16 protein-coding genes are annotated in these 19,879 nt (G+C 68.2%); 2 read left to right on the forward strand and 14 right to left on the reverse strand.

The features are described 5' to 3' along the window. Nucleotides 1-58: 58 nt before the first annotated feature. The 5 genes from ACFYNX_RS26865 to ACFYNX_RS26885 form a co-directional block, all read right to left on the reverse strand. A complete protein-coding gene (locus ACFYNX_RS26865) occupies nucleotides 59-1,270 on the reverse strand; it encodes a methyltransferase (protein WP_388664869.1) in 1,212 nt (403 codons plus the stop codon). Between the two features lie 346 nt (nucleotides 1,271-1,616). Continuing rightward, complete coding sequence (locus ACFYNX_RS26870) at nucleotides 1,617-2,405, reverse strand: class I SAM-dependent methyltransferase (protein ID WP_388664871.1); 789 nt, start codon at nucleotides 2,403-2,405, stop codon at nucleotides 1,617-1,619. Then, complete coding sequence (locus ACFYNX_RS26875) at nucleotides 2,393-3,868, reverse strand: NUDIX domain-containing protein (protein WP_388664873.1); 1,476 nt, start codon at nucleotides 3,866-3,868, stop codon at nucleotides 2,393-2,395. The genes ACFYNX_RS26870 and ACFYNX_RS26875 overlap by 13 nt, the downstream gene beginning before the upstream one ends. Before the next feature lie 75 nt (nucleotides 3,869-3,943). Next, nucleotides 3,944-5,971 carry an ATP-binding cassette domain-containing protein gene (locus ACFYNX_RS26880; protein ID WP_388665072.1) on the reverse strand — a complete coding sequence of 676 codons (2,028 nt, stop codon included), beginning with the start codon at nucleotides 5,969-5,971 and terminating at the stop codon, nucleotides 3,944-3,946. 256 nt (nucleotides 5,972-6,227) lie between these two features. Next, nucleotides 6,228-7,478, reverse strand: coding sequence for a phosphotransferase enzyme family protein (locus ACFYNX_RS26885; protein WP_388664875.1), 1,251 nt, complete (start codon nucleotides 7,476-7,478; stop codon nucleotides 6,228-6,230). A gap of 375 nt (nucleotides 7,479-7,853) precedes the next feature. Between ACFYNX_RS26885 and ACFYNX_RS26890 the strand changes: the two genes are divergently transcribed. Beyond that, on the forward strand, nucleotides 7,854-8,243 hold the full coding sequence (locus tag ACFYNX_RS26890; RefSeq protein ID WP_388664877.1) for a hypothetical protein: 390 nt from the start codon (nucleotides 7,854-7,856) through the stop codon (nucleotides 8,241-8,243). Between the two features lie 77 nt (nucleotides 8,244-8,320). On the opposite strand, the gene ACFYNX_RS26895 is transcribed toward ACFYNX_RS26890, so the two are convergent. The 8 genes from ACFYNX_RS26895 to ACFYNX_RS26930 form a co-directional block, all read right to left on the reverse strand. Then, nucleotides 8,321-9,322, reverse strand: coding sequence for a thioesterase domain-containing protein (locus ACFYNX_RS26895; RefSeq protein ID WP_388664879.1), 1,002 nt, complete (start codon nucleotides 9,320-9,322; stop codon nucleotides 8,321-8,323). 40 nt (nucleotides 9,323-9,362) lie between these two features. Beyond that, entirely contained in the window at nucleotides 9,363-10,331 is a 969-nt protein-coding gene (locus ACFYNX_RS26900) for a beta-ketoacyl synthase N-terminal-like domain-containing protein (protein ID WP_388664881.1), read from the reverse strand. Then, nucleotides 10,328-11,464, reverse strand: coding sequence for a beta-ketoacyl synthase N-terminal-like domain-containing protein (locus ACFYNX_RS26905; RefSeq protein WP_388664883.1), 1,137 nt, complete (start codon nucleotides 11,462-11,464; stop codon nucleotides 10,328-10,330). The genes ACFYNX_RS26900 and ACFYNX_RS26905 overlap by 4 nt, the downstream gene beginning before the upstream one ends. Further along, nucleotides 11,461-13,221, reverse strand: a complete 1,761-nt coding sequence (locus ACFYNX_RS26910; protein WP_388664885.1) for an AMP-binding protein — start codon at nucleotides 13,219-13,221, stop codon at nucleotides 11,461-11,463. The genes ACFYNX_RS26905 and ACFYNX_RS26910 overlap by 4 nt, the downstream gene beginning before the upstream one ends. A 195-nt stretch (nucleotides 13,222-13,416) precedes the next feature. Further along, entirely contained in the window at nucleotides 13,417-14,196 is a 780-nt protein-coding gene (locus ACFYNX_RS26915) for a nucleoside 2-deoxyribosyltransferase (RefSeq protein WP_388664887.1), read from the reverse strand. A 90-nt stretch (nucleotides 14,197-14,286) separates the two neighbouring features. Beyond that, on the reverse strand, nucleotides 14,287-15,003 hold the full coding sequence (locus ACFYNX_RS26920; protein WP_388664889.1) for a uracil-DNA glycosylase family protein: 717 nt from the start codon (nucleotides 15,001-15,003) through the stop codon (nucleotides 14,287-14,289). Nucleotides 15,004-15,130: 127 nt separating this feature from the next. After that, a complete protein-coding gene (locus ACFYNX_RS26925; protein WP_388664891.1) occupies nucleotides 15,131-16,354 on the reverse strand; it encodes a class I SAM-dependent methyltransferase in 1,224 nt (407 codons plus the stop codon). A gap of 174 nt (nucleotides 16,355-16,528) precedes the next feature. Next, nucleotides 16,529-17,104, reverse strand: a complete 576-nt coding sequence (locus tag ACFYNX_RS26930) for a DUF6624 domain-containing protein (RefSeq protein WP_388664893.1) — start codon at nucleotides 17,102-17,104, stop codon at nucleotides 16,529-16,531. 354 nt (nucleotides 17,105-17,458) lie between these two features. On the opposite strand from ACFYNX_RS26930, the gene ACFYNX_RS26935 reads away from it, so the two are divergent. Beyond that, on the forward strand, nucleotides 17,459-18,754 hold the full coding sequence (locus tag ACFYNX_RS26935) for an XRE family transcriptional regulator (RefSeq protein WP_388664895.1): 1,296 nt from the start codon (nucleotides 17,459-17,461) through the stop codon (nucleotides 18,752-18,754). 59 nt (nucleotides 18,755-18,813) lie between these two features. On the opposite strand, the gene ACFYNX_RS26940 is transcribed toward ACFYNX_RS26935, so the two are convergent. Continuing rightward, nucleotides 18,814-19,701, reverse strand: coding sequence for a GntR family transcriptional regulator (locus tag ACFYNX_RS26940; RefSeq protein WP_388664897.1), 888 nt, complete (start codon nucleotides 19,699-19,701; stop codon nucleotides 18,814-18,816). Between the last annotated feature and the right edge of the window lie 178 nt (nucleotides 19,702-19,879).

Below are 19,879 nucleotides of genomic sequence, written 5' to 3' on the forward strand. Positions count from 1 at the left end.
GTCGTGAGCCGCATGGAATCCGAGGCGCGCGGCATGACGGCGATCCGAGAAGGCGCGGTCATAGCGCCTGCCGGGGCACGGCGGCGAGCGGAGGAAGCGTCCAAGACAGGGCCTTCGGACCCGCGCCGGAGGTGACGTGCTGGGCCCCGGAGCTGTCGCGGAGGTCGACCCGGTACCGCTCGGGCCGTCCGGCCTGTTCCCAGCGAGCGTGGAGAGCCTCGAGTTCGGCCCACACATCACGCGGCCCATGGACTCGGACGGCTCCGTCGCCGGGGCCGGCCATGACCCAGGAGTCGTCCTCGGGCGCGACGATGGTCATGGTCTCGGCCTGGAAGTCCCGGACCAGACCGGGGGCGAGGTAGGCGGCGGCGAGCCAGAAGCCGTACGCGTCGTCCGGCGGCGGCGTGAGCGGCGTGGACCGTGCCGTGCCCGGGTCGTCCTTGATGCGGGCGCGGTGGTCCACGGCATTGAGCCACCGGTAGCCGAGCAAGGGCCGGTACCCGCGCGGTCGGCCCCGCAGGACCGCCTCGACCGTGCCGACCTCGGTGCGGGTGACGAGGAGTTGTCCCGGCCAGCTCGGCGTACGGGTCGCGAGCGTCGTGAGCAGCCGGCCGCCTGGCGCAAGCTGTTCCACCCACGGGAGCGGGACACACGGCACGCCGATGCCGGAGTGGATCCGGTCGTACGGTGCCCTCGCCTGGTGCCCTTCGAGTGCGTCACCCTCGATCACCTCCGCACCGACGTCGAGGCGGTCCAGGTTCCGCTGGGCGAAGGCCGCCATGGGGCCGTCCCGCTCTACGCCGGTGGCCAGGCCGGGGCCGGTGATGGTGGCGGCGAGTGCGAGGGAGACGCCGGGGCCCGGCCCGAGCTCCAGGTACCGCTGTCCGGGCCCGAGTTCCATGGCTTGGAGGGCTTCGATGGTGGCGGGGGTGTAGGTGGACATGGAGGTCATGTGTCCGCCGGTGACCGGCCCGCAGGGGAGCGCGTCGAGGGGTTCGCCGTCGCGCTGGAGCAGGATCGACTCGTCGCTGTGGATCAGCTTGAGCCACTCCTCCTGGTCGTCGGGGTGTGAGCCGTCGAGGAGGCGCCAGTCGATCGGGTCCGCACCCGGGCCGCTGACTCGGACGTACGCGTGCGGGAGCAGGACCTCGCGCGGCAGGCGCAGCAGCGCGTCACGCAGCAGCGAGTCGGTCAGGACACCGTCGGCCGTGAGCCGGTCGACCATGCCAGCACGGCGACCGCTCGTCATCGTGTGGAGATCAAGAGCCATGAGCGGAGTCCTTCACGGGAGTGGGGCGACAGTGGGCATGGTGGTCAGGCGGCGGACCGGTGAGACCGACAGCAGTGCTGTCGGTACGAGGTGGAGCAAGGTTCCGGTGATCAGCGCGGCGTGCACGGAGGCGATGACACCGGCCGTCAGAGCGGCGGCCGGGCACGGGCCGGTGACCAGCCAGACGGAGGTCTGCTGCGCGTGGACTGCAGCTCGGAAGGGTGGCGCAGAGACCGCTGGGTCGTGCCCGCCGCGATCGCGGCCGTCGTTCTCAGCGCTCCGGCGGCCGTGATCACGCCCAGCCATGCATCTTCTGTGGCTGCGTGATGGACTGTGCTGGTAGGCGTCACGGTCGGCTCCGCTCCGGTTGGCGGGCCAGGGTGTGCACGAGGTGACCCATGTCCCGGTAGGGGCTGCGTGAGGACGCGGCCCATTCCAGCTCCAGTGCCGCCGTGTATGCGGCCGGATCCGGAGCCCAGGTGTCGTCGAGGTGGTCGTGGGAGATCCGCACGCCCTGCCATGGCTGGGGAATCAGCCCGTGCTCAGCGGTGAGCCAGTCGAGGGCGTCGGGGTCGTCACCGCGGGTTTCCCGGCCGAGATTGCCGACGCTCCGGTTCGCTCCGGAAACGATGAGCCGACGCGCGGTCTCCGAGTGGCCGACGAGAGCCTCGCGTACGCCGATGGCCCGGTGGTTCTTGGCGAGGATGCTCAGCAGTCCGCCCGGCGCGACGAGCCCTGCCAGACGGGCGACCGCCTCGTCGGGATCGTCCAGGTACATGAGCACGCCGTGGCAGCACACCGCGTCGAACGGCTCCCCGTCCAAGGGGAGGGACTCGAAGCCTTCATTGACGAGCTGGACGCGGTCGGCGAGCTCGGGGCGGGCTGCGAGACGGTCGGCTGCGACCGCCAGCATGGTGGCGGACGGATCGGCACCAGTCACCTGGTGGCCGGCTGCGGCGAGTCGCAGCGTCATCTCGCCGTTCCCGCAGCCGACGTCCAGAATCCGGGCGGGCGTGGTCGGGAGCTCGGCGAGAAGCCGGCGTTCCACCAGGTCGTGGCGCAGGCGGCCACGCGCGCTGTCGGAGTGGGCGGCGTACGCGGCCCCCACGGAGTCGAACGCGGTCATCGCGTCCATCCCAGTTCCGTGTAGGTCCGGCCGGCCTGGATGCCCTTAATGGCCGCTCGGGTGTAGTCGACGATCGGCTCGGGCAGGTCCTTGAGGTTCCACCACCGCCAGGACAGGCACTTGTCGGGCTCCCGAAGTTTCGGCTCGCCCACCCAGCGGCGGGCGCGGAAGAAGAGCTGGACGCGGGGCAGGTCCGTAGGCCGTTCACGCATGTGCACGGTGCGGACGAGCTCGATGTCGGTCGGTTCGAGGACGAGGCTTGCCTCTTCGTCCGCCTCCCTCACAAGACAGGCACTCGCGGCCTCTGCCTCGCAGTGGCCTGCCAGCACGTGCCAGGACCCGCCCGCGTACGCTGAGTCGGGATGCCGCAGACCCAGCAGGACATGGCCGTCCCGCTCCAGGTAGAGGTGGACACCGACCACGTTCAGCACGGTCCCGGACGGTGCCTCCGCCTGCGCGCTCCCTGCGGGCGCCGCCGGACCGTCGGCAGGCAGCGGACGTTCGGCGGCGTGCCGCTCCAGCAGTTCCCGGGTTGAGGGCAGCATCGTCATGTGCGGGAACTTCTCAGGCCGCACCCAGGCGAGCATCACGCCCTCGGTGAGGGGAAGACGAGCGGGGTCGCCGTGCCAGAGGCCGGTGAACAACTGGATCGGCACCCTTGTTCCGTCGGCTCCGGTGACGTACTCGACCGCGTACGGCTCCAGGTCCGCGACCGTCAGGCCGGCCTCCTCGCGCAGCTCGCGACGGACCGTGTCGAGCAGGGTACGGTCCTGCGGCTCCCGGCCTCCGCCGAGCAGCGACCAGCACCCGGGCTCCCAGATCCACGGCTTGTCGGCGTCCCGTAGGTGCAGCAAGTACCGGCCGTGGCCGTCGTGGATGATCGCGGAGGCATTCAACGGTTCCGGCTGTCCGTCCAAGCCCGCGTCGAGAAGTTTCGCGCGCAGTGTCGGCGAGGTGACCTCCGCCATGGCGAGCCACTCGGCGCCGGACACCTCCTCGTCCTGCAAGGTGACGGCCGGCTGCTCCTCCTCGGCGAGGTAGAACGCGTAGCGGAAGTCATAGTGCTCGTGGGCCGGTTCGCCCTTGGAAGGATTGGCATCGATGGGGTGGACGTCGATGTCGACCGGGGAGCCGAGCGCCTGCCGGGTCAGGCACAGGGATCCGGGCGGGATCCCGGCCTCCTCCGCGACCTCGCGCAGCGCCGCGGCGAGCAGCGTGCGGTCCTCGGGCTCGATGTAGCCGCCGGGGGTGAGCATGAGACCGGTGGCCCGGTGCCGGATGTGCAGGACCCGGCACCGACGGTCGACGATGACGGCGCTGCACGTGACGTGTCCGGGCAGCGTCGTCCGGGCGGTCACGTCGACGGGCCCGTCCAGTGCGGCGAGCGGCCCGGCCAAGGCGTCACACTCATCGGGGTGGCGTTCGAGGTACGTCTCGACGGTCTTACGGATCGAGGAGGAACTGGGTGGCATGAGTGTCGTCTCACCTTCGGCGTAGGAGCGGGGAAGCTGCGGGAGCCGGGCTGGTAGAAGTCGCGCTGCTGAAAGTCAGCCCGTCGTCTCGTGGTCGGACGGCTGGACACCGCGGGGATGGGGAAGCGTGTCGGCTGCCGGCGCGTGCCCGTACTGGGCGGCCTGAGCGGTGAACATCCCCTGATACAGGCCATCCTCGCGGGCCATCAGGTCCTCGTGGGTGCCGTCCTCGACGACGCGCCCCTGGTCGAGGACGTAGATGTGGTCGGCGTGCATGGTCGCGGCGAGTCGGTGGGTGACGAGGACGACCGCGTGCCCCTGCTCGGCCAGGGACCACAATCCCTGGAACGAGGCGATCTCCGCGTGCGGATCCAGGGCCGAGGTCGGCTCGTCGACCAGCAGGAACGGTGCCTGCCGGTACCTTGTTCGAGCGTCCCCCAGCTTCTGCCACTGCCCGCCCGAGAGCTGGACGCCTCGCTCGTAGCCCTTGAAGACGATCGAGTCCCATCCGTGCGGCAGGCCCTCGATCAGGTCGAGCACACCCGTCTCCTTGGCGGATCGGCGGACACGGTCCATGTCACGGGGCCGGTCGCCGGCGCCGATGGCCACGTTCGCGGCCGCCGTCATTTCCCAGCGCGGGAAGTCCTGTGCCAGCACCCCGACCGAGGCGAACACCTGGGCGCGGTCCGCCTTGCGGAGCTCGACCCGCTCACCCGAATCGCCCTCCCACCACACGTTTCCTTCCGTGGGAAGGAGGAGTCCTGCCAGCACCTTGGTGAGCGTGGTCTTCCCCGAGCCGTTCGCACCCACCAGGGCCGTCACCTTCCCGCGGAGCACCCGCACGCTCACACCCCTCAGGGACGGGGAGTCCGCGCCCGGGTATGTGAACGACACCGCCTCCGTCCGCACCTCCTGCACCGGCGCGGGCAGCGGAGCGCCGGAGAACGGGATAGCGTTCTCCCCGGCGATCTTGATGGCGTCCTCGGTGTCGGTGAGGAACAGCAGCTCCTCATACAGCCGGTTGACCTGCTGCACCAGTGACGTGAGCTGTGCCGTCGACGTGCGGATGGCGATCACCGCGGTTCCTCCGACGGCGAGCGGCAGACCACCGGCTGCAAGGAGCCACCACAGCACCCCGTAGCAGGCCAGCGACGCCACACCGGCGAACGCTCCCGCGATCAGGTCCGTCGATGCCTGGGCCCGGGCCAGGCGCCGCTGCTCCGCTTCCGTCTGCCTGGACATCTCCTCGTAGCTGCACAGCAGCTTCGTGCCGGCGGCATGCACGCGGATTTCCCCCGCGGCGTGCGGACGGGTCAGGTAGGCCAGCAGGGACGCGATCGCCCGCCGGTGGTCGACCCAGTTCAGGCGGGAGAGGTACTCACGGCGCGCGGAGCGGACCGCCCCCCACCCCTTGGGCAAGGCGATCGCCAGCAGCATCGGCAGCAATGCCCAGTGCAACGACGCCAGCACGACCGCGGCCGCCACCATGCCGATCACCACGCTGCCCACGCCCACTGACAGCCGCAGCATGCTGCGCGCCGAGTCCGTACCGAATCTCCCCGCTTCCAGGACCCGCTGGACCTCCGGCCGCTCGGTCGCCTCCACCTCAACACTCGTGACGGCCGTGTAGTACCGGGCAGAGACCGCCCGCTCCACTTGCGGCTCCAGCCGACCCGACATCGCCGTCGACCACGCCGACAGCACTGCGGTCACCACCGCCGCGACCGCGAGCACCACCAGCGCGGGCAGCGCCTCGCGGAGCTTGTCCCCGGTCGGACCATCGGCGAACAGCTCCGTCAGCACACTGTTGACCGCCACCAGTCCCCACCCGGCCGTCACGCCCTGCCCGAGCTGCGCCGCCACGAGACCGGCGAGTGCTCGCCGGTCCGTCTCCCAGCCAGTGCGCAGCACCATGCCCACCATCCGGGGCAGCGCCGCCGCCATGTGCCCGAACTTCAGACGGGTGAGCGGCCCTTCATGACGGACGTAGGACTGGTCGTAGCGCAGCCGACCCCCGTACAGCTCCCGCTCGGCATCCGAGATGTTGTCCGTACCTCCGGCCTTAGAGCCGCTCCCAGCCTCGTCGCTTCCTGGTTCAACCAGCGTCAATGTGTTCCCCTTTTATGGATGTGATGGTGGCGTCGGCATGTTCAACGACGCCGCACCATTTCGAGCACCTGTTCCTTTCGGACGGGTTGTGCACCCTGTGATTCAGCGGATTTCCGAAGGTGTGTGCTGCACCGACCCTTGCCGCGCAAGGTCACGCGTTTCAGGGGCAGTTGGCCAAAACGCCGACGCTCTGCCGTTGAGGCCGTGAGGTCAGCAAAGGACCCGCCCACCTCACTATGGCGCTCTGAGTTCAGCAAAGGGCGTCACGCAAGGCCCCCTCTATGACAGGAAGCCGGTCCAGCAGCATCAGAGCCGCCTCATGCCGCACCCGCCCGTATGCCTCCATTGCGCCGTCGACGATGTGCGGTCGTTCCACTGGTACCGACAGCGGAAAGGCCGAGCACAGCATGGCTGCACAGCCGACACGAAGCGAGGACACAAGGTCGTCCGCGGACGCCTTCGGGTTGGCGTCCCGGTAGGCCAGGGTGAAATCGATGTAGCCGGTGATCCAGCTCTCCGCACTGTTGTCCAGCACGCTCTTGGGATCGCAGCCCAGACGAGCGATCTCCCAGGCGAGGTACCCAGGTGCGGGCGGTCGGAAATCCACGATCGCGGCGACCTCGCTGTCCTTGAACAGAACGTTGGGACCGGCCGTGTCACCGTGCAGGATCTGGACGGACAGATGCGGGAGCGAAGCGAGGGTGCGCTCGACGTCCCCCAGGATGGCTAGTCGCTCGCGCGCCGCCCGCAACGCCCACGCCTCGAACTCCCCGAGCCTGGGCCTGCGCTCGTACGCATGGATCAGGCCCTCGAAGCGGTCTCGCGAGGCGGCCACATCGCACACCGCGGCACCAGGTTCCAGAGTAGGTGCGACGGCAGGGTGAGCGGCGAGCCGGCTGTGGAGGCGGCCCATCGCTGTGCCCACGGCTGCCCATCGTGCACCCCTCAGGCCTCCTTCAGCCGTCGCGGTGTGCGGCACGTACGACCACAGGGACATCGGCAGGCGGCCGTCGTGGGTCTCGATGAGTTCGTGCTCGCGCGTGCGGGTTGCCCGCGCGGTCGCGACACCTCCGTCGGCACAGTACTCGGACAGTTCGACTGACGCCCGCTCCAGGTCCAAGTGCTTTCGCGTGCGGTAGACCTTGGCGAAGTGCCGCCGTCCCGTCTGGTCCACCACGGCGTAGTTGTCCGTCGCGGTGCCCTCCGGGATACGCGTGATGTCTGCCGGGTGCAGCCCATACGCGAGCACCAGCGTGTCGGCAACCGCCATGATCTGCTCCCCCTCCGCGGTGCGGCCGGGTGTGGAAGGTACGGCGACAGGCTGGGCGGCGGGCTGCTGAGATGGGGTGGACATGGTCTCCTCGTCGAAGCGCAGCGAAGTACTCAGATGCTGAGCGGGCAGCAGGTGGTCGGTTCGATCAGGACGCGGGCACGGATCGCGGCCGTCAGCTGCGGCGGGCCGCACCAAGTGCAGCGGGGCCGCAAGTTCCTCGACGGACACCGCTCCGTCAACGCGGTCGTCTGATTGCGCCACCCTCGTTCGGGTTGTGGCAGTGCCCGGGTCCGGCCCGGCACCACCAGCTGCTGGCGGGAGCCAGCCGACCAGGCCGACGCCGCAGCGCCCTGCCACGTAAATCGGCTGGTCGAGGTGTTGAACGCAGCAACCGGCACCTGTTACCCGTGACGAGAGTGACTGGTTCGGCATCGCATAGGCGGGGTGTAGGGCTGGCCGGCGGACAGCGCGGCACCAGGTAGGGGTGCTCGTCACGTAGAGTGCGGGCGCGCGGGGTCTACGTCGATCACCAGAAGGTGATCTTGGTTGCCTTCGTTCTCGACTCCGCAGGCACCGCTTGGGCCGCACCACCAGGAGGAACCAGTGTCGTCCCCGCAAGTGATCACCCCCGAGGACTTGCTCGCCGAGGCGAAGAGGCAGCTGGGCTTCCCGCGCATCGTCGCGATCTGCGGCTCCACTCGCTTCATGGCCGAGATGGCTGAGGCTGATGTGCGGGAGACCAAGGCCAGGAGGATCGTGGTCAAGCCGGGTTGTGATCTGAAGTCGCCGCACGAGTTCTGGTCCGATCCTGTCGAGGCTGCGGCGTTGAAGATTCAGCTCGATGAATTGCACCGGTCGAAGATCCTGCTCGCCGATGAGGTGCTCGTGGTTGGCGACTACATCGGAGACAGCACCAGAGGCGAGATCGAATACGCCAAGTCGCTGGGTAAGCCGATCAGGTACACGCACCCAGAAGTTGATCCCGACGCCTAAGGGCCCGCCTCCGTGCCTGCCGCAGGCACCCTCTTGAACTTGATCATCCAGTGGATGGCGTGGTGGTGAAGGCGAACTCATGCGGTGGCGGAACGCATCGCGGCCGTGATGGCGGCAGCGAGAGGCTGCCGGTGGTCCATCACGTAGAAGTGGTCGCCCTCGTACCTCTCAAGGCCGCAGAAGTGCGTGGTGAACGCTCGCCAGGAGAGCAGGCGATCCTCGCCGATCAGCTTGTCGCGGTGGCCTCCGAATACCGAGAGCGAAACGGGCAGCGGCTCGGGGACGCGAGGAGGCGCCCAGGTGTCCAGGAGTTTGAAGTCGCTGCGGAACACAGGGGCGAACGTGGGCCAGACGGCGTCGTTGTCGAGGAGCTGCGGCTGGCTGCCGCCGACGTCGCGCAGCCAGTCGCGCAGTTTGTCGTCGGACATCAGGTGGGGGCGCTCGTCGGCGCTGGCCTCGACTCGCGGGGCGCCGTAGGCGGACACCCCCAGCCAGGCGGGGAGCGAGTCCCCCTCGTGGTGGAGTCGGCGGGTGAGCTGGTAGGCGATGAGGGCGCCCAGGCTGTGACCGAAGAACCCGAAGGGCCGGTCGAGCAGGGGAGCGATGGCGTTGTAGAAGTAGTCGACCAGCCGGTCGCAGTCGTCGATCAGCGGGAGTGTCTGCAGGTGGCCTCGGCCGGGGGCCTCCAGGAGGCAGAGTTCCCAGTCCTGGGGAAAGTGCTGCGCCCAGCCCCGGTAGAGCAGGTGTGAGCCGCCGGCATGGTGGAACAGGAACAGGCGCACCGTTGGCTCGCTCACGGGCCTCGGGCGGATGACCGGCCCGGCCGGCGTCTCACCGACGAGCTTCGAGATGATGAAGGAGTGCAGCTCGGCGAGGGTCTTGGCGCCGCTGAGAACCACGGCGTTCTCCGGGACGTCGTATGCGTTCTCCACGCGGGTGGAGATCTCAAGCATCAGCAACGAGTCGATGTCGAGCTCGTCGCTGAAGAGCGCCTCGTCGGTGACCTCCTCGGGTTCGACCTCCAGTACGCCGGCTATCAGGGCGCGGAGTTCCTCAATGTTCACGGTCGCACTGGTCATGGGTTCTCCCCAGCTCTTGCGTGGATGGACGAGTGGTAGGTCAGGGAGTCAGCAGCAGGGCGGCTGCCGCGTCGTGGTGAGGGCCTCCGGCCGTGGCAAGCATGTTCCCGGTGGCCCCGCCCTCGAAGTGGGCAGCCGCAGCGGCGCACTGCAGGACGCCCAGCGCCCCGGACAGCGGGCCCAACTGGGCTTCCAGGTCGATCCGGCGCGCGGCTGCGGGCAGCCGGCCCGCCCTGGCAGCCGCCTCGTCCGCCAACCACAGTCCGACGGATTCCTTCTTCGTCACACCGGCGCAGATCAGTGCCGCGGCGAGGTCCCGGGCCCGCGCGTACCCGGTGATCGCGGCGCGCGGTCGTGCGCCACGGGAAGCGGCTGCGTCCGCCTGTTCGAGGACGACGGCGACCGCCGCGTCGGTGGACTGCTCGCCGAGGAGCTTCGCCGTCACGTCGTTGGATGGTTCGACGCCGATGACGATGGCTGCTTCGGCGCGCCCGGCCATGATGAGGTTCCGGGCCCAGGCCAGGGCGTCCAGACCGCTCGTGACGCCGTTGCAAACGGTGAGGTTGGGGCCGCGCAGCCCGTAGCGGATGGCCACCCAGCCGGCGATGACGTTGCTCGAGGTCTGGGGCAGGCCCAGCGGGCTGAGGCCCCGGACGCCTTCTCTGGCGATCGTGTCGGTGGCCGCGCAGACGCTGTCCGCGTTGCCCAAGTTGGTGCTGACCACGACGGCAGTCGCATCGGCAGCGCCCGTGAACGTGGCGCCGGCGTCGGTCAGGTCCGCGTCGTGGAGAGCGAACTCGGCGGCCCGCAGGGCGAGCCGGGACGCGCGGTCCTTGTGGCGCAGCTCGCGTCCGCTGAGCCCGGTTGCCGGGTCGAAGCCGCCCACCCCCGGCAAGGGCCCGAGGAGGTCGCCGTACGTCGCGACACCGGGGAGGGCCAGTCCGATGCCGGTGACGGCGACGTCCCGGACGTTGGGGTTCCTCATGTGCGCGGTGCTCGTCGTGCTCATCGGGCTGCCTCCACGATCGCGACGGCGTTGATCCCTCCGAAGCCGAACGCGTCGATCTGCGCGATGGCCAGGTCGCCGGAGACGGGGGCGCCCTGCACCAGGCCCAGTCCTGCGGCCTCGGGGATCGGATCGGTAAGTCCCAGGATCGGGGGCACCGTTCCTTCCTTCATGGCGAGCACCGCCATCAGCAGGCTGAGCAATCCCGAGCCGCCCAGGGTGTGGCCGGTCATCGCCTTAATGGCGGTCATCCGCGGACCGGGTGCGGCACCTTCGAAGATGCGGCGCAGGACGCTCGATTCCGTCGCATCGTTGAGGGGGGTGCCGCTGCCGTGCAGCATCACCAGGTCGATGTCCTGCGCCCGTACCCCTGCTCTGCGGTAGGCGTCCTGGACTGTGCGAGTGATGCCATCGGGATCCGGCGCGGTGGCGTGGTGGGCATCGCAGGTCATACCCACACCGCGCACCCGGCCGTGCATGGGCCCGGTTCCGGTGCCGGCGCGCTGGATGACGACGGCTGCCGCACCCTCCCCCATCAGCATGCCCTTGTGCGTGGCGTCGAAGGGGCGCAGCGCGTCGGGGATGTCGTTCTGCACCCGGTCGAGAGTGCCGAAGCCGCTCTCGGTGGCGGCGTCGGTACCGGCGACAACGACCGTGTCGGCCATGCCGAGCTCGATCATGTCGGTGGCCATGCCGAGCGCGTACAGCGTGGCGGAGCAGGCGTTGGCGAAGGTGTACGTGATGGATGTCCCGAAGGCTGCCTTCAGCGCAGTGCCGAAGTACAGGTCTTCGGGGGCGACGTCGGTGTTCTCGCGCCACCACAGTTCGAGGCTGCGCTGCTCGCGCATGGTGGTCCCTACCAGCACGGGTACCTCGGACAGGTCCTCATCCAGGCCCGCGTCGGCGGCTGCCTGGCGAACGACGCTGGTGAGCCAGAGGGTGGCGCGGCGTGGGATGTCGCCGCCGCCCTCGGGCCGGTCGTCGATCTCGTAGGCGTAGGCCGCCCTGTACTTCTCAGGGTTGAACGCCTTCAGGGGTGTGCGGCTCTCCTGGCCCGCGCACAGCGCGGCGAAGATCTCCTGGGGGCTGGCGCCGATGTTGGCGATGGCGGCCATACCCGTGATGTCCCAGGTCACGATTGTCCGGCCGCCTTCCGAAGCTCGAAGGCGGCCAGCTTGCCGGTCGACGTGGTCGGCAGATTGTCGAGGAACTCCAGACGGGCGGGTCGCTTGTAGGCAGCCAGGTCGCTACGGATCGCGGCGAGCACCGCGCGCCGCACCACGGACTCGTCGGATCCCGGCCGGGCCACCAGATACGCCACGGCCTGCTCCAGACTGTCAGCGTCGCGGCCGCCGACCACCACGCAGTCCTGGACTCCTTCCACGCCGCGGATGACGCTCTCGATCTCGCCGGGCACGACCTTGTAGCCGCCCAGGTTGAGCAGGTCATCGGTGCGGCACAGATGGGTGAACGTGCCGTCCGGCGCACGGCACACCAGGTCGCCGGTGTAGGCGCCGCCCTCAGCGAAGGTGAGAGCCGCGGCCTCCGGCCGGCCGATGTAGCCGAGGGCGACGGTCGGACCGGCGATGTGCAGCCGGCCCTCCTGGCCGTCGGCGACGGGCGCGCCGTCCGCGCTGCGGACGGTCGCGGTGATGCCGGGCACCGGTATCCCGAAGGTGCCCGGACGCCCATTCCCCGGCGGCGTGCCGACAACGATGTGGAGCACCTCGGTGGCGCCGAGGCCGTTGAGAAGCTCGGCCTGGAAGGCGGTACGGATCCGCTCGCTGAGTAAGCCCGGCAGATTCTCACCCGCCGCCACGCACAGCCGCACGGAGCCGGAGGCGAGCGCCGTCGTCTCGCAGGAGTTCAGCAGCGCCGCGTACAGCCGCGGGACGGAGAAGAGCACGGTGGGCCGGTGGCGCTGGATCGCGGCGGCGAGGGAGTGAACATCGACCGGGCCTTGGATGAGCGCGACGCGGGAGCCGGCCGCCAGAGGGCACAGGACAGAGCTGCCGAAGCCGTATCCGAAGGACATCCGGGCGCTGGACAGCACGGTGTCCTCGGGAGTCAGCGCCAGGACCGTGCCGATGCCGTCTGCCATGGCCGCGATCGCACCCGCCGAGTGCCGCACCCCCTTGGGCATGCCGGTACTTCCGGAGGTGTACTGCACGAGCGCCTCACGCCCCGCACTCCACACGGCCAGCGGCCCGGCCTCCTGCGGGCGGTGTGCGGAGCCGGGCTCGGCCGTGGCCAGAGCAGCGAGGACGTCAGCGCCGGTAAACCGGGGTGTCTTGGCGAACAGCTCCTCCAGGACACGCTGCCGCTTGGAGCCCGCGTCGAGGTGCACCATCGCGGCGGCGCAGTCTGCGGCGATGTAGCGGACCTCGTCGTCCGTGAGCATCGGGCTGATCACCACGGGGACGCCGCCGTGCCACCACAGGCCAAGGACGGCGACAACGGTCGCCACGGAGTCGTCGGCGATCAGCAGGCCCCGGGCGCCCTTGGGCACTCCCGCTGCCCTGAGGGCGCCCGCGTACCCACGTGCTGCCTCCAGGAGGGCGGCATAGGTGATATCCCCCGCCTGGGGGTCGAGGTAGCTGGTCCTTTCGCCCCGGCCGGCGGCGATATGACCCGCCACCAGGCGGTCGATCAGGCCGACCCCATGGCGGCTTGCCGTACGCGTGCTGAGCACGGATACCGCGGCGTCCAGGTTGGTAAGGGTTGCCGCTTCCTCGGGGGAGAGGGATCCGAACTCGCTCTCGATCGCGGCCGTGACCGCCACCTTCTCCAGGGAGCTCATGCCGAGTTCCTCATAGAACAGGGCGTCTGACTCGATGTCGTCCTTCTTCAGTTCGAGGACAGACGCCACGATCTCTCGCAGCCTGTCGCGCATGACGTCGATGGGTTTTGCATCGTGCACCGGCGAGGATCCTTTCCGTATCTTCGTAGCCGAGGAGTGAGATCTGCTGGGAAAGAGCGCAAGGATGAGCCGGAGGTCTGCTCCCGCCCTATGTCGTTCGCCTGAACGCCGCTTGGCCCGATCGGTGGAAAGAACGGAGCGGGGTGCCGCGGCGCTCAGCGGGAGAATTCAGGCTCCCAGGCCGACCTCACAGGGGAACGAGACGGAAACGCCCTGGGGCTCCTCGGTGAAGATGACCCTCTTGGAAAGCGCGGCCAGGAAGCCGAGCTCGAAGAGGGTTCCCTTGCCGACGTGGCCGCCGGGGTTGCATACAACGACAGCGTCGGCCTGCCGGAACGCGTCCATGTGCATGTACTTGTGCCGCCACGTGTCGCGGTCGTTCTTCAGGAGATCCTGGTACTCGAAGAGGATGAAGTCGGTGCCTGCGGTCTCCGGCTTGATCCTTGTGCTCTGCGGGCTCAGCACTTCGGTGCCGCTCTTACGCAGACAGGCGATGGTGTCCTCGATGTACCCCAACGACTGCTGGAAGCTGCCGCAGACAACAGCCTTCCGGAACTCCCGCCGGATCATGCCTTCCAGCATGTCGTCCGATCCGCACGCGGACATGCCGGTTTCCAGGTAGAACCGCTCCAGCTCCGGCCCGACTATGTTGAAGTAAAGACCGGTGTCGACATATACGCTGTTGACCAGAGCGTCCGCTTCCGGCTGAGAGAGCTGCTGGAAGGTCCCAGTGGCGTGCAGACGCGTTGTCTTATTATCGACGATCGCGTTGAACTCCGTGAGGCCGGCGCAGAACTCACCGACGCTGCCCGACAGTGCCTCGCGGGTACGGCTCCCTTCGAATGCGAGCCGCTCGTTTTTGAGCACTTTCAGCTCGCCGCTCTGGGAGCGGTAAACGCTCACGCGTTCCTCACCGAAATGGACCAGAAGCTTGCCTTCTGTCGTCAACGTACTGTTCTCCTTCTCGTCCGGCGCGTTGAAATCCCGCAGCCTTCGTGGAATCAGCCAAGAGGTTGGGAAGTGTTCCGGAGGGGGTAACTAGTCGCCTTGCCCACGGAAGGCCCGGAGGTACTTTTCGGCGAACTCCCCCTTTCTGTCCCCGTTGTACTGTGTGATGAAGCGCGGGTGTTCCAAGGGAACGATCTTTCGGAAGAATCGCCGCTCCTCATTCACCTTCGAGAGGAACGTGAAGTTCTCACCACTGCCGATGCAGTAGCACACCGAGGTGTCGGTTCCGAACGCAATCTGGCGCTCCAGGGAATCCATGAGGAAAGAGCGCAGAAGCTCCAGCAGTTTCTTGTTCTCGTAGTAGTTGCAGTTGACCTCTTTCTCCTTGGCGTTCATTCTCACCAGGCCAAGGGGGCATACGAAACTCATGACGAAATCGGCATAGAATTTGCCGCGGCCCCCGTAGCACCTGATGACGTCGTGCAGAAATCCTGCGGAAGGCCGGCTCACCGCATAGCCGTCGATATCGACTCCCGTTTCGCTTTCGAGGAGCGTGGCGTCTTCGAACGGGACCCCGGTCACGGCCGTGCCGCGTCGGGCGGGCGAGCTCCCCAGCACCAGACGGCGCGGCTTGTCGTCGTCGTAGTACTTGTTGTAGAACGCGGTCGTGACCTCGCGGACGCTCTCCTTCTGGGGGCCGCTGAACGGGTTGACGGCCCTGAACCCGGGAGGCAGTTCAAGCGTCGTTTCCGCGAGTTCCTCGTTGAACTGCAGGATCCTCTGGGCGATAGTCGCTGGCCCGTTCATTGCAGAAGCCCTTCCTTCGTACTGGTCACTCTGAACAGTCCGGTCGCCCCGACCGCCTGCGATTCGACCCTCCCGCGGAACTGAGGGGGCATCGCGGACGCGGCCGTCTCGAAAGGCCGTGGAAGCCTCAGGCGGTGACAGCTGACAGGTAAATCTCGGTGCTTGTTGGGAACATTCGGATATCTTTGAATCCGGCACGGTCGAGCTCTGCGCCAACTAGATTGGCTGTGTCCATCCCGCGATAGAGGTCGACGAAATCAGTTCCGGGAATGATCAGTCCTGGGACGACGCAGCCGCGCTGATTATACAGAAACCCGTTAGCCACAGAGACGATGATTGTTGCTCCGGGCTTCAACACTCTGTGCGCCTCAGAGATCGCTGCGGATGTATCGAAGAATGACGAGTTGTATGTCCTCAGGGAGACATACAGATCGTAACTGTCTTCCGGAAGAGCGGACAGGTCTTCGGCGCTAGAAACGAAAGTTCTCGACGAGGGAAAACGTTCGCTAATATTTGCGAGCCCGCGTTCCGCGATGTCAACGAAGGTGATCCGCGGGCAATCCGGGAATAGAGCCGCTGCCTCGTGGCCGGCCCCGACACCGACGTTCAGGATGCTGACAGCGGAAAGAGGTCTTGCGCACGATTTCCCGTAAACCGACATGAAGTCGTCGGCCCATTCCGGTTTGGCGGCACGGGCGTCGTACGCGTAGTCGTAGGTGCCGTACTTCGCGTCAAAGGCTCCGGACAGTGCGTTGTTGACGGCGTGATCAGCCTCTTCGTGCTCGATCCTGTACCTCTGGCGGATCAGAGAAACGAGCGCGACTCTTCCCCTGTGCGCATTGACATCGGTCCTGGAGAGCGCGAATCCCTTCGACTGCAGTCTGGAGGAGACGGCTTCACTGATGCGATGCGCGGAGTAGTGGGGATTGCACTCGATGCTCTGTTCACTTGCTGCGTAGAAATCCCGGTTCTGCTCGAGGATCTCGCGCTGCAGATCATCGGGGAACCGATGTACGCGACCTCGCGCGGTGACGGGATCGTCATCGCGGTAGCTCGTCAGCGCTGGGTCCGGCAGGCCGACGTAAACCCTGTCCAGCCGAATCTCCTTCAAGAGCTCGGTCAGCTCAAACGACTGGTTTGACGACAGAGTGTTGACCGTCAGGTATGCACTGTGCGCGCTGGATATACCGAGTTCCCGCATTCTGCTTCGCAGAGTGCGATACCAGGAGGTGCCGCAGACTTCTCCCTCGAAGGCAGAGCAGATCAACTTGTCGTTTTCGGAAACGAGTGCAACGCCGACCCGCCGACTGGATCGCGGCGCCCCTTGTGCGACGCGAATGGCGTAGTTCATCCAATAGGTACTGTTCGGACTCATGTGGACCCCTGTTTCTCGGCGATACTGTGTCTCGTATTGGTTTGCAGAACCGAGTAAGTAATCACCTTCGCGGGCGTCCCGCGTTGGGACACGAAGTGTGAACTCCGGATGGAGGCTTCATGGCAGCGGCTGAAGGACGACGAGCGCTCATTAAGAGGCTCTCCCATTCACGGACACGGCCAGTACGGCTACCGATCCGTGGCGGCGTTTGAGCACGGCAAGCTGGTCTTTCCGCAGAGGCAGACCGACACTGACTCGTCGCTGGTCAAGGCTTTCGGGATCGGCGACGGGGCACATCTCGAGCCGTCCGTCGTGCAGCCGGTACTGGGTGCCGTACGTCTGCGGTCGGCCGCTGCACGCGAGGCACCGGTCGTGCAAGTGGGCCCACTGCGCGGTCGTCGCGTCCCCCCGGCGTACGGCTTCGGCGAGCAGGTGAAGCAACGTGACCTGAACGGCGGGATCGCTGTTCAGGGCGATGGTCAGAGCGGCCTGGCACCCGTCCTCGCCGACCAGCGTGCGGCCGGGCCAGCCTTGCAGTCGGGCGACGATTCGGCGCAGGGCCTGCGTGTCGGACTCGATGGCGTTCCGGGCCGCACGCGCAACTCCTTCCGGAGCGGCTTCACGCTCACCAGCCGGGGCGCGCCAGGTGTCAGCTGCGGACTCGACCCGGCCGATCAGGTCCCGTGCGATCTCGGGGTGGGTCGGCGTACGGACCTCGCCGGTCATGGCGCCGACCACTGCGGCGGGGTGACGCACGGCGTCCATCTGTACCGACGGGCGGGAAGAGCGGCCAGGGGTTTCACGGGACGTCCTTCGCAGTGTTGAGGGGTGTGAACGGTCTCGGTGGTGCTCCGCACGGTTCCGTCCCAGGCCGGCCGCCGAAGAGCTGGAGAGGCCGGCTTCGGGCCACCGGGACGTGCTGCCAGTACGCGAGATCGCCGGGGTGATCGAGTGTCGATCAACTGGACGCACACTAAAAGGAGTTGTCGGTAGTCCCGGCGGTAGTCCCGGTCGGTTCAGGGCTACGCTCGGCGCAGGCGCTGCTGATTGGATGACGGAGTGGCGGAGAACAACCACCCCTTGGCACTGCTCCGTGCCGCACGGGGCATGACCGGCGTCGACCTCGCCCGGGAGATCTGCGCGGCGGCTGAACGCCGCGGCCTGCGTTCCGGCGTGGACAAACAGCGCGTCCGCAAATGGGAGGTCACCGGAGTTACACCTGACCGGGAGTCCCAGGAGTACATCGCCGAGGTCTTCGAGGTTCAACTCGAAGACGTCGACGTGCGGTCGTGGCCGAGCTGGCTGCCCAACGTCGGCGTGGTCTCCCTGGGACCCGCCAGTACCGTGCCGGCCCTCCGAGAAGCATTGAGAGCATCGATGGATCGATCCCGCCGTACCGTCCTGTCCGCGATCTCTGGCACCGCCCTGATCACCTTGGCCGGCGCCTGGGCCACCACCGACGCGTGGCCGGAGGTCACCGAGCGCGTCCAGGGCAGGGCCATCGGCGAGGACCTCGTCGTCGTCCTGGAGGAGACCAGCGCGCGGCTGACAGCTCTGGCCACCCAGGAGCGGCAGCACACCGCTGCGCTCATCGACGCCCACCTGGCGACCGTGACCGACCTGATCGCCGACGGCCGCTACTCCCCGGCCCTGGGCGTACGGCTCCATGCCCTGGCCGCGAGCCTCGCCCAGACCGTAGCCTGGCATCGCTTCGATCACGGCCGCCACGGTGAAGCAGGCCGGTTCTGGATTGCCGGCCTCCACAGCGCTCACGCCGGCGCCGATCACGACATGGGCGCCGCCCTCCTGAGCGACCTTGCCTACCAGGCCTCCTGGCGTAATGATCCCCGCACCGCCGCCCAGATCCTGGAACGCGCTCTGACCCGCACCCGTCACCCGGCCGCCCGGTCCCTGCTCCATCTCCGGCTCGCCCGCGCCCTGGCCCCCCAGGGCGAACGGCGGCGGACCCTGCGGGCCCTGAGCGCCGCCGAGCACCTCCTCGGCGTACCGACCCCCGACCCCGTTCCCGCCTGGTGCTCCTGGCTTTCGGAGGCGGACCTCGCCGTGGACTCCGGGCAGAGCCTCAACGACCTCGGTGACACCCGCCAGGCTCACCAGCTCATCGAGGAGGGCCAGATCCTGCTGCCGCCCAGCCGGGACAAGACCCGCGGGGTCTTCCTCGCGTACCGCGCAAAGACCCACCTCGACCTGAAGGAGCCGGACCTCGCCGCCGCTGCCGCGACCCAGTCCCTGGAGCTCGCGCACCGGATCGGCGCCCCTCGGTGCGTCGAGCTCGTCCGCGACCTCGTCCCGCGCTTCAAGACCTTCCGCGACGCAGAGGGCGTTTCCGAGCTGCTGGCTAAAGCCGCGGCCTGAACGGTCGCTCACCGCCCGCCACGGACCGGCGACCGCCCCTCGTACGGTCGCCCGCGCGATCACGCCGGGCTCCGGTGCGCGAGTTCGCCGACGGCCACCGCGATACAGGCGGTGCGCCACAGCGGGCTGGAGGTGACGCCGTCCGGGTCGAGCGCGAGTACGGCGGTGCGCCGGAGCCGAGTGTGCGCTTCCTCGGCGTCCGGGGTCGTCCGGAGCAGGTGCAGGACGGCGGCGATCAGGTAGCTGTACGCGTGTTCCAGGGCTGCTGGAGGAGGAGAGGTCCGGGTCCGCCACCAGTTCCGCGCCTGAGCACATGTCTCCTCGATGACGTGGGGACGTAGGTCCGCGTCGTCCAGGGCCAGGGAGCGCAGCTGGGCCGTCAGAGCGTCAGGGCCGGGCGGTGCGTCGAGAGGAAACGGCGGCACTGGAGGCGTCCTGCGGCGGAAGCCGTCCCGGCTGACCACCGTCCCCTCCTCGCGCAGGATGGCCCACGCGCCGGTCAGGGTCGTCGTGGACGTAGCGAGCTGAGGGGCCAGGTCGATGGTCCTGGGAAGGGGGCCGCCCGGCGGGTAGACGCCGGCCTGGATGAATGCCCGGATCATCCCGGCGACCTGGGCGGCCTGATCGGTGGGCTCGATGATCCACCAGATGCTGCCGCGGAAGGTGAGCAGCTTTTCGGATCGCAGGTCCTGGAAGGCGAGCTCGGCCCGATCGGAGGGGCGCGAGTAGCCGAGGTCGGCGGCGATCCGGCCGACGGGCAGTTTCGTGCCGGGCAGAAACACCCCGTCCTGGATCGCCGTCCGTACATGGTCGGCGATCTCCGTGACGTCCGGCCCGCCCGCCTCGGCCTCGGTAAGGGCCCGCAGGAGGCGCAGGACGCTGTCGTTCAGGACGGGGAGCGCCGGTGGAAGGCCGGCGGGAACAACGAGCGGCTGCACGCCGGCCATGAGGTCTTTCCACCGGGCGTGGTCGGACGGTGAGCCTGCGGCTTGGTCGAGGCGGCACTTCGCCAGCGGGAGCCAGGGCTCCACGATCGTCCGAAGACGCTGGAGATTTCGATCGCGCTGGTCATCGGTGGGGTAGCGGTGCCTCGGAGCGTGGTGAACCCGGGCAATGGCTGAACGG

The sequence above is a fragment of the Streptomyces sp. NPDC007872 genome, from assembly GCF_042868165.1.
GTDB lineage: Bacteria > Actinomycetota > Actinomycetes > Streptomycetales > Streptomycetaceae > Streptomyces.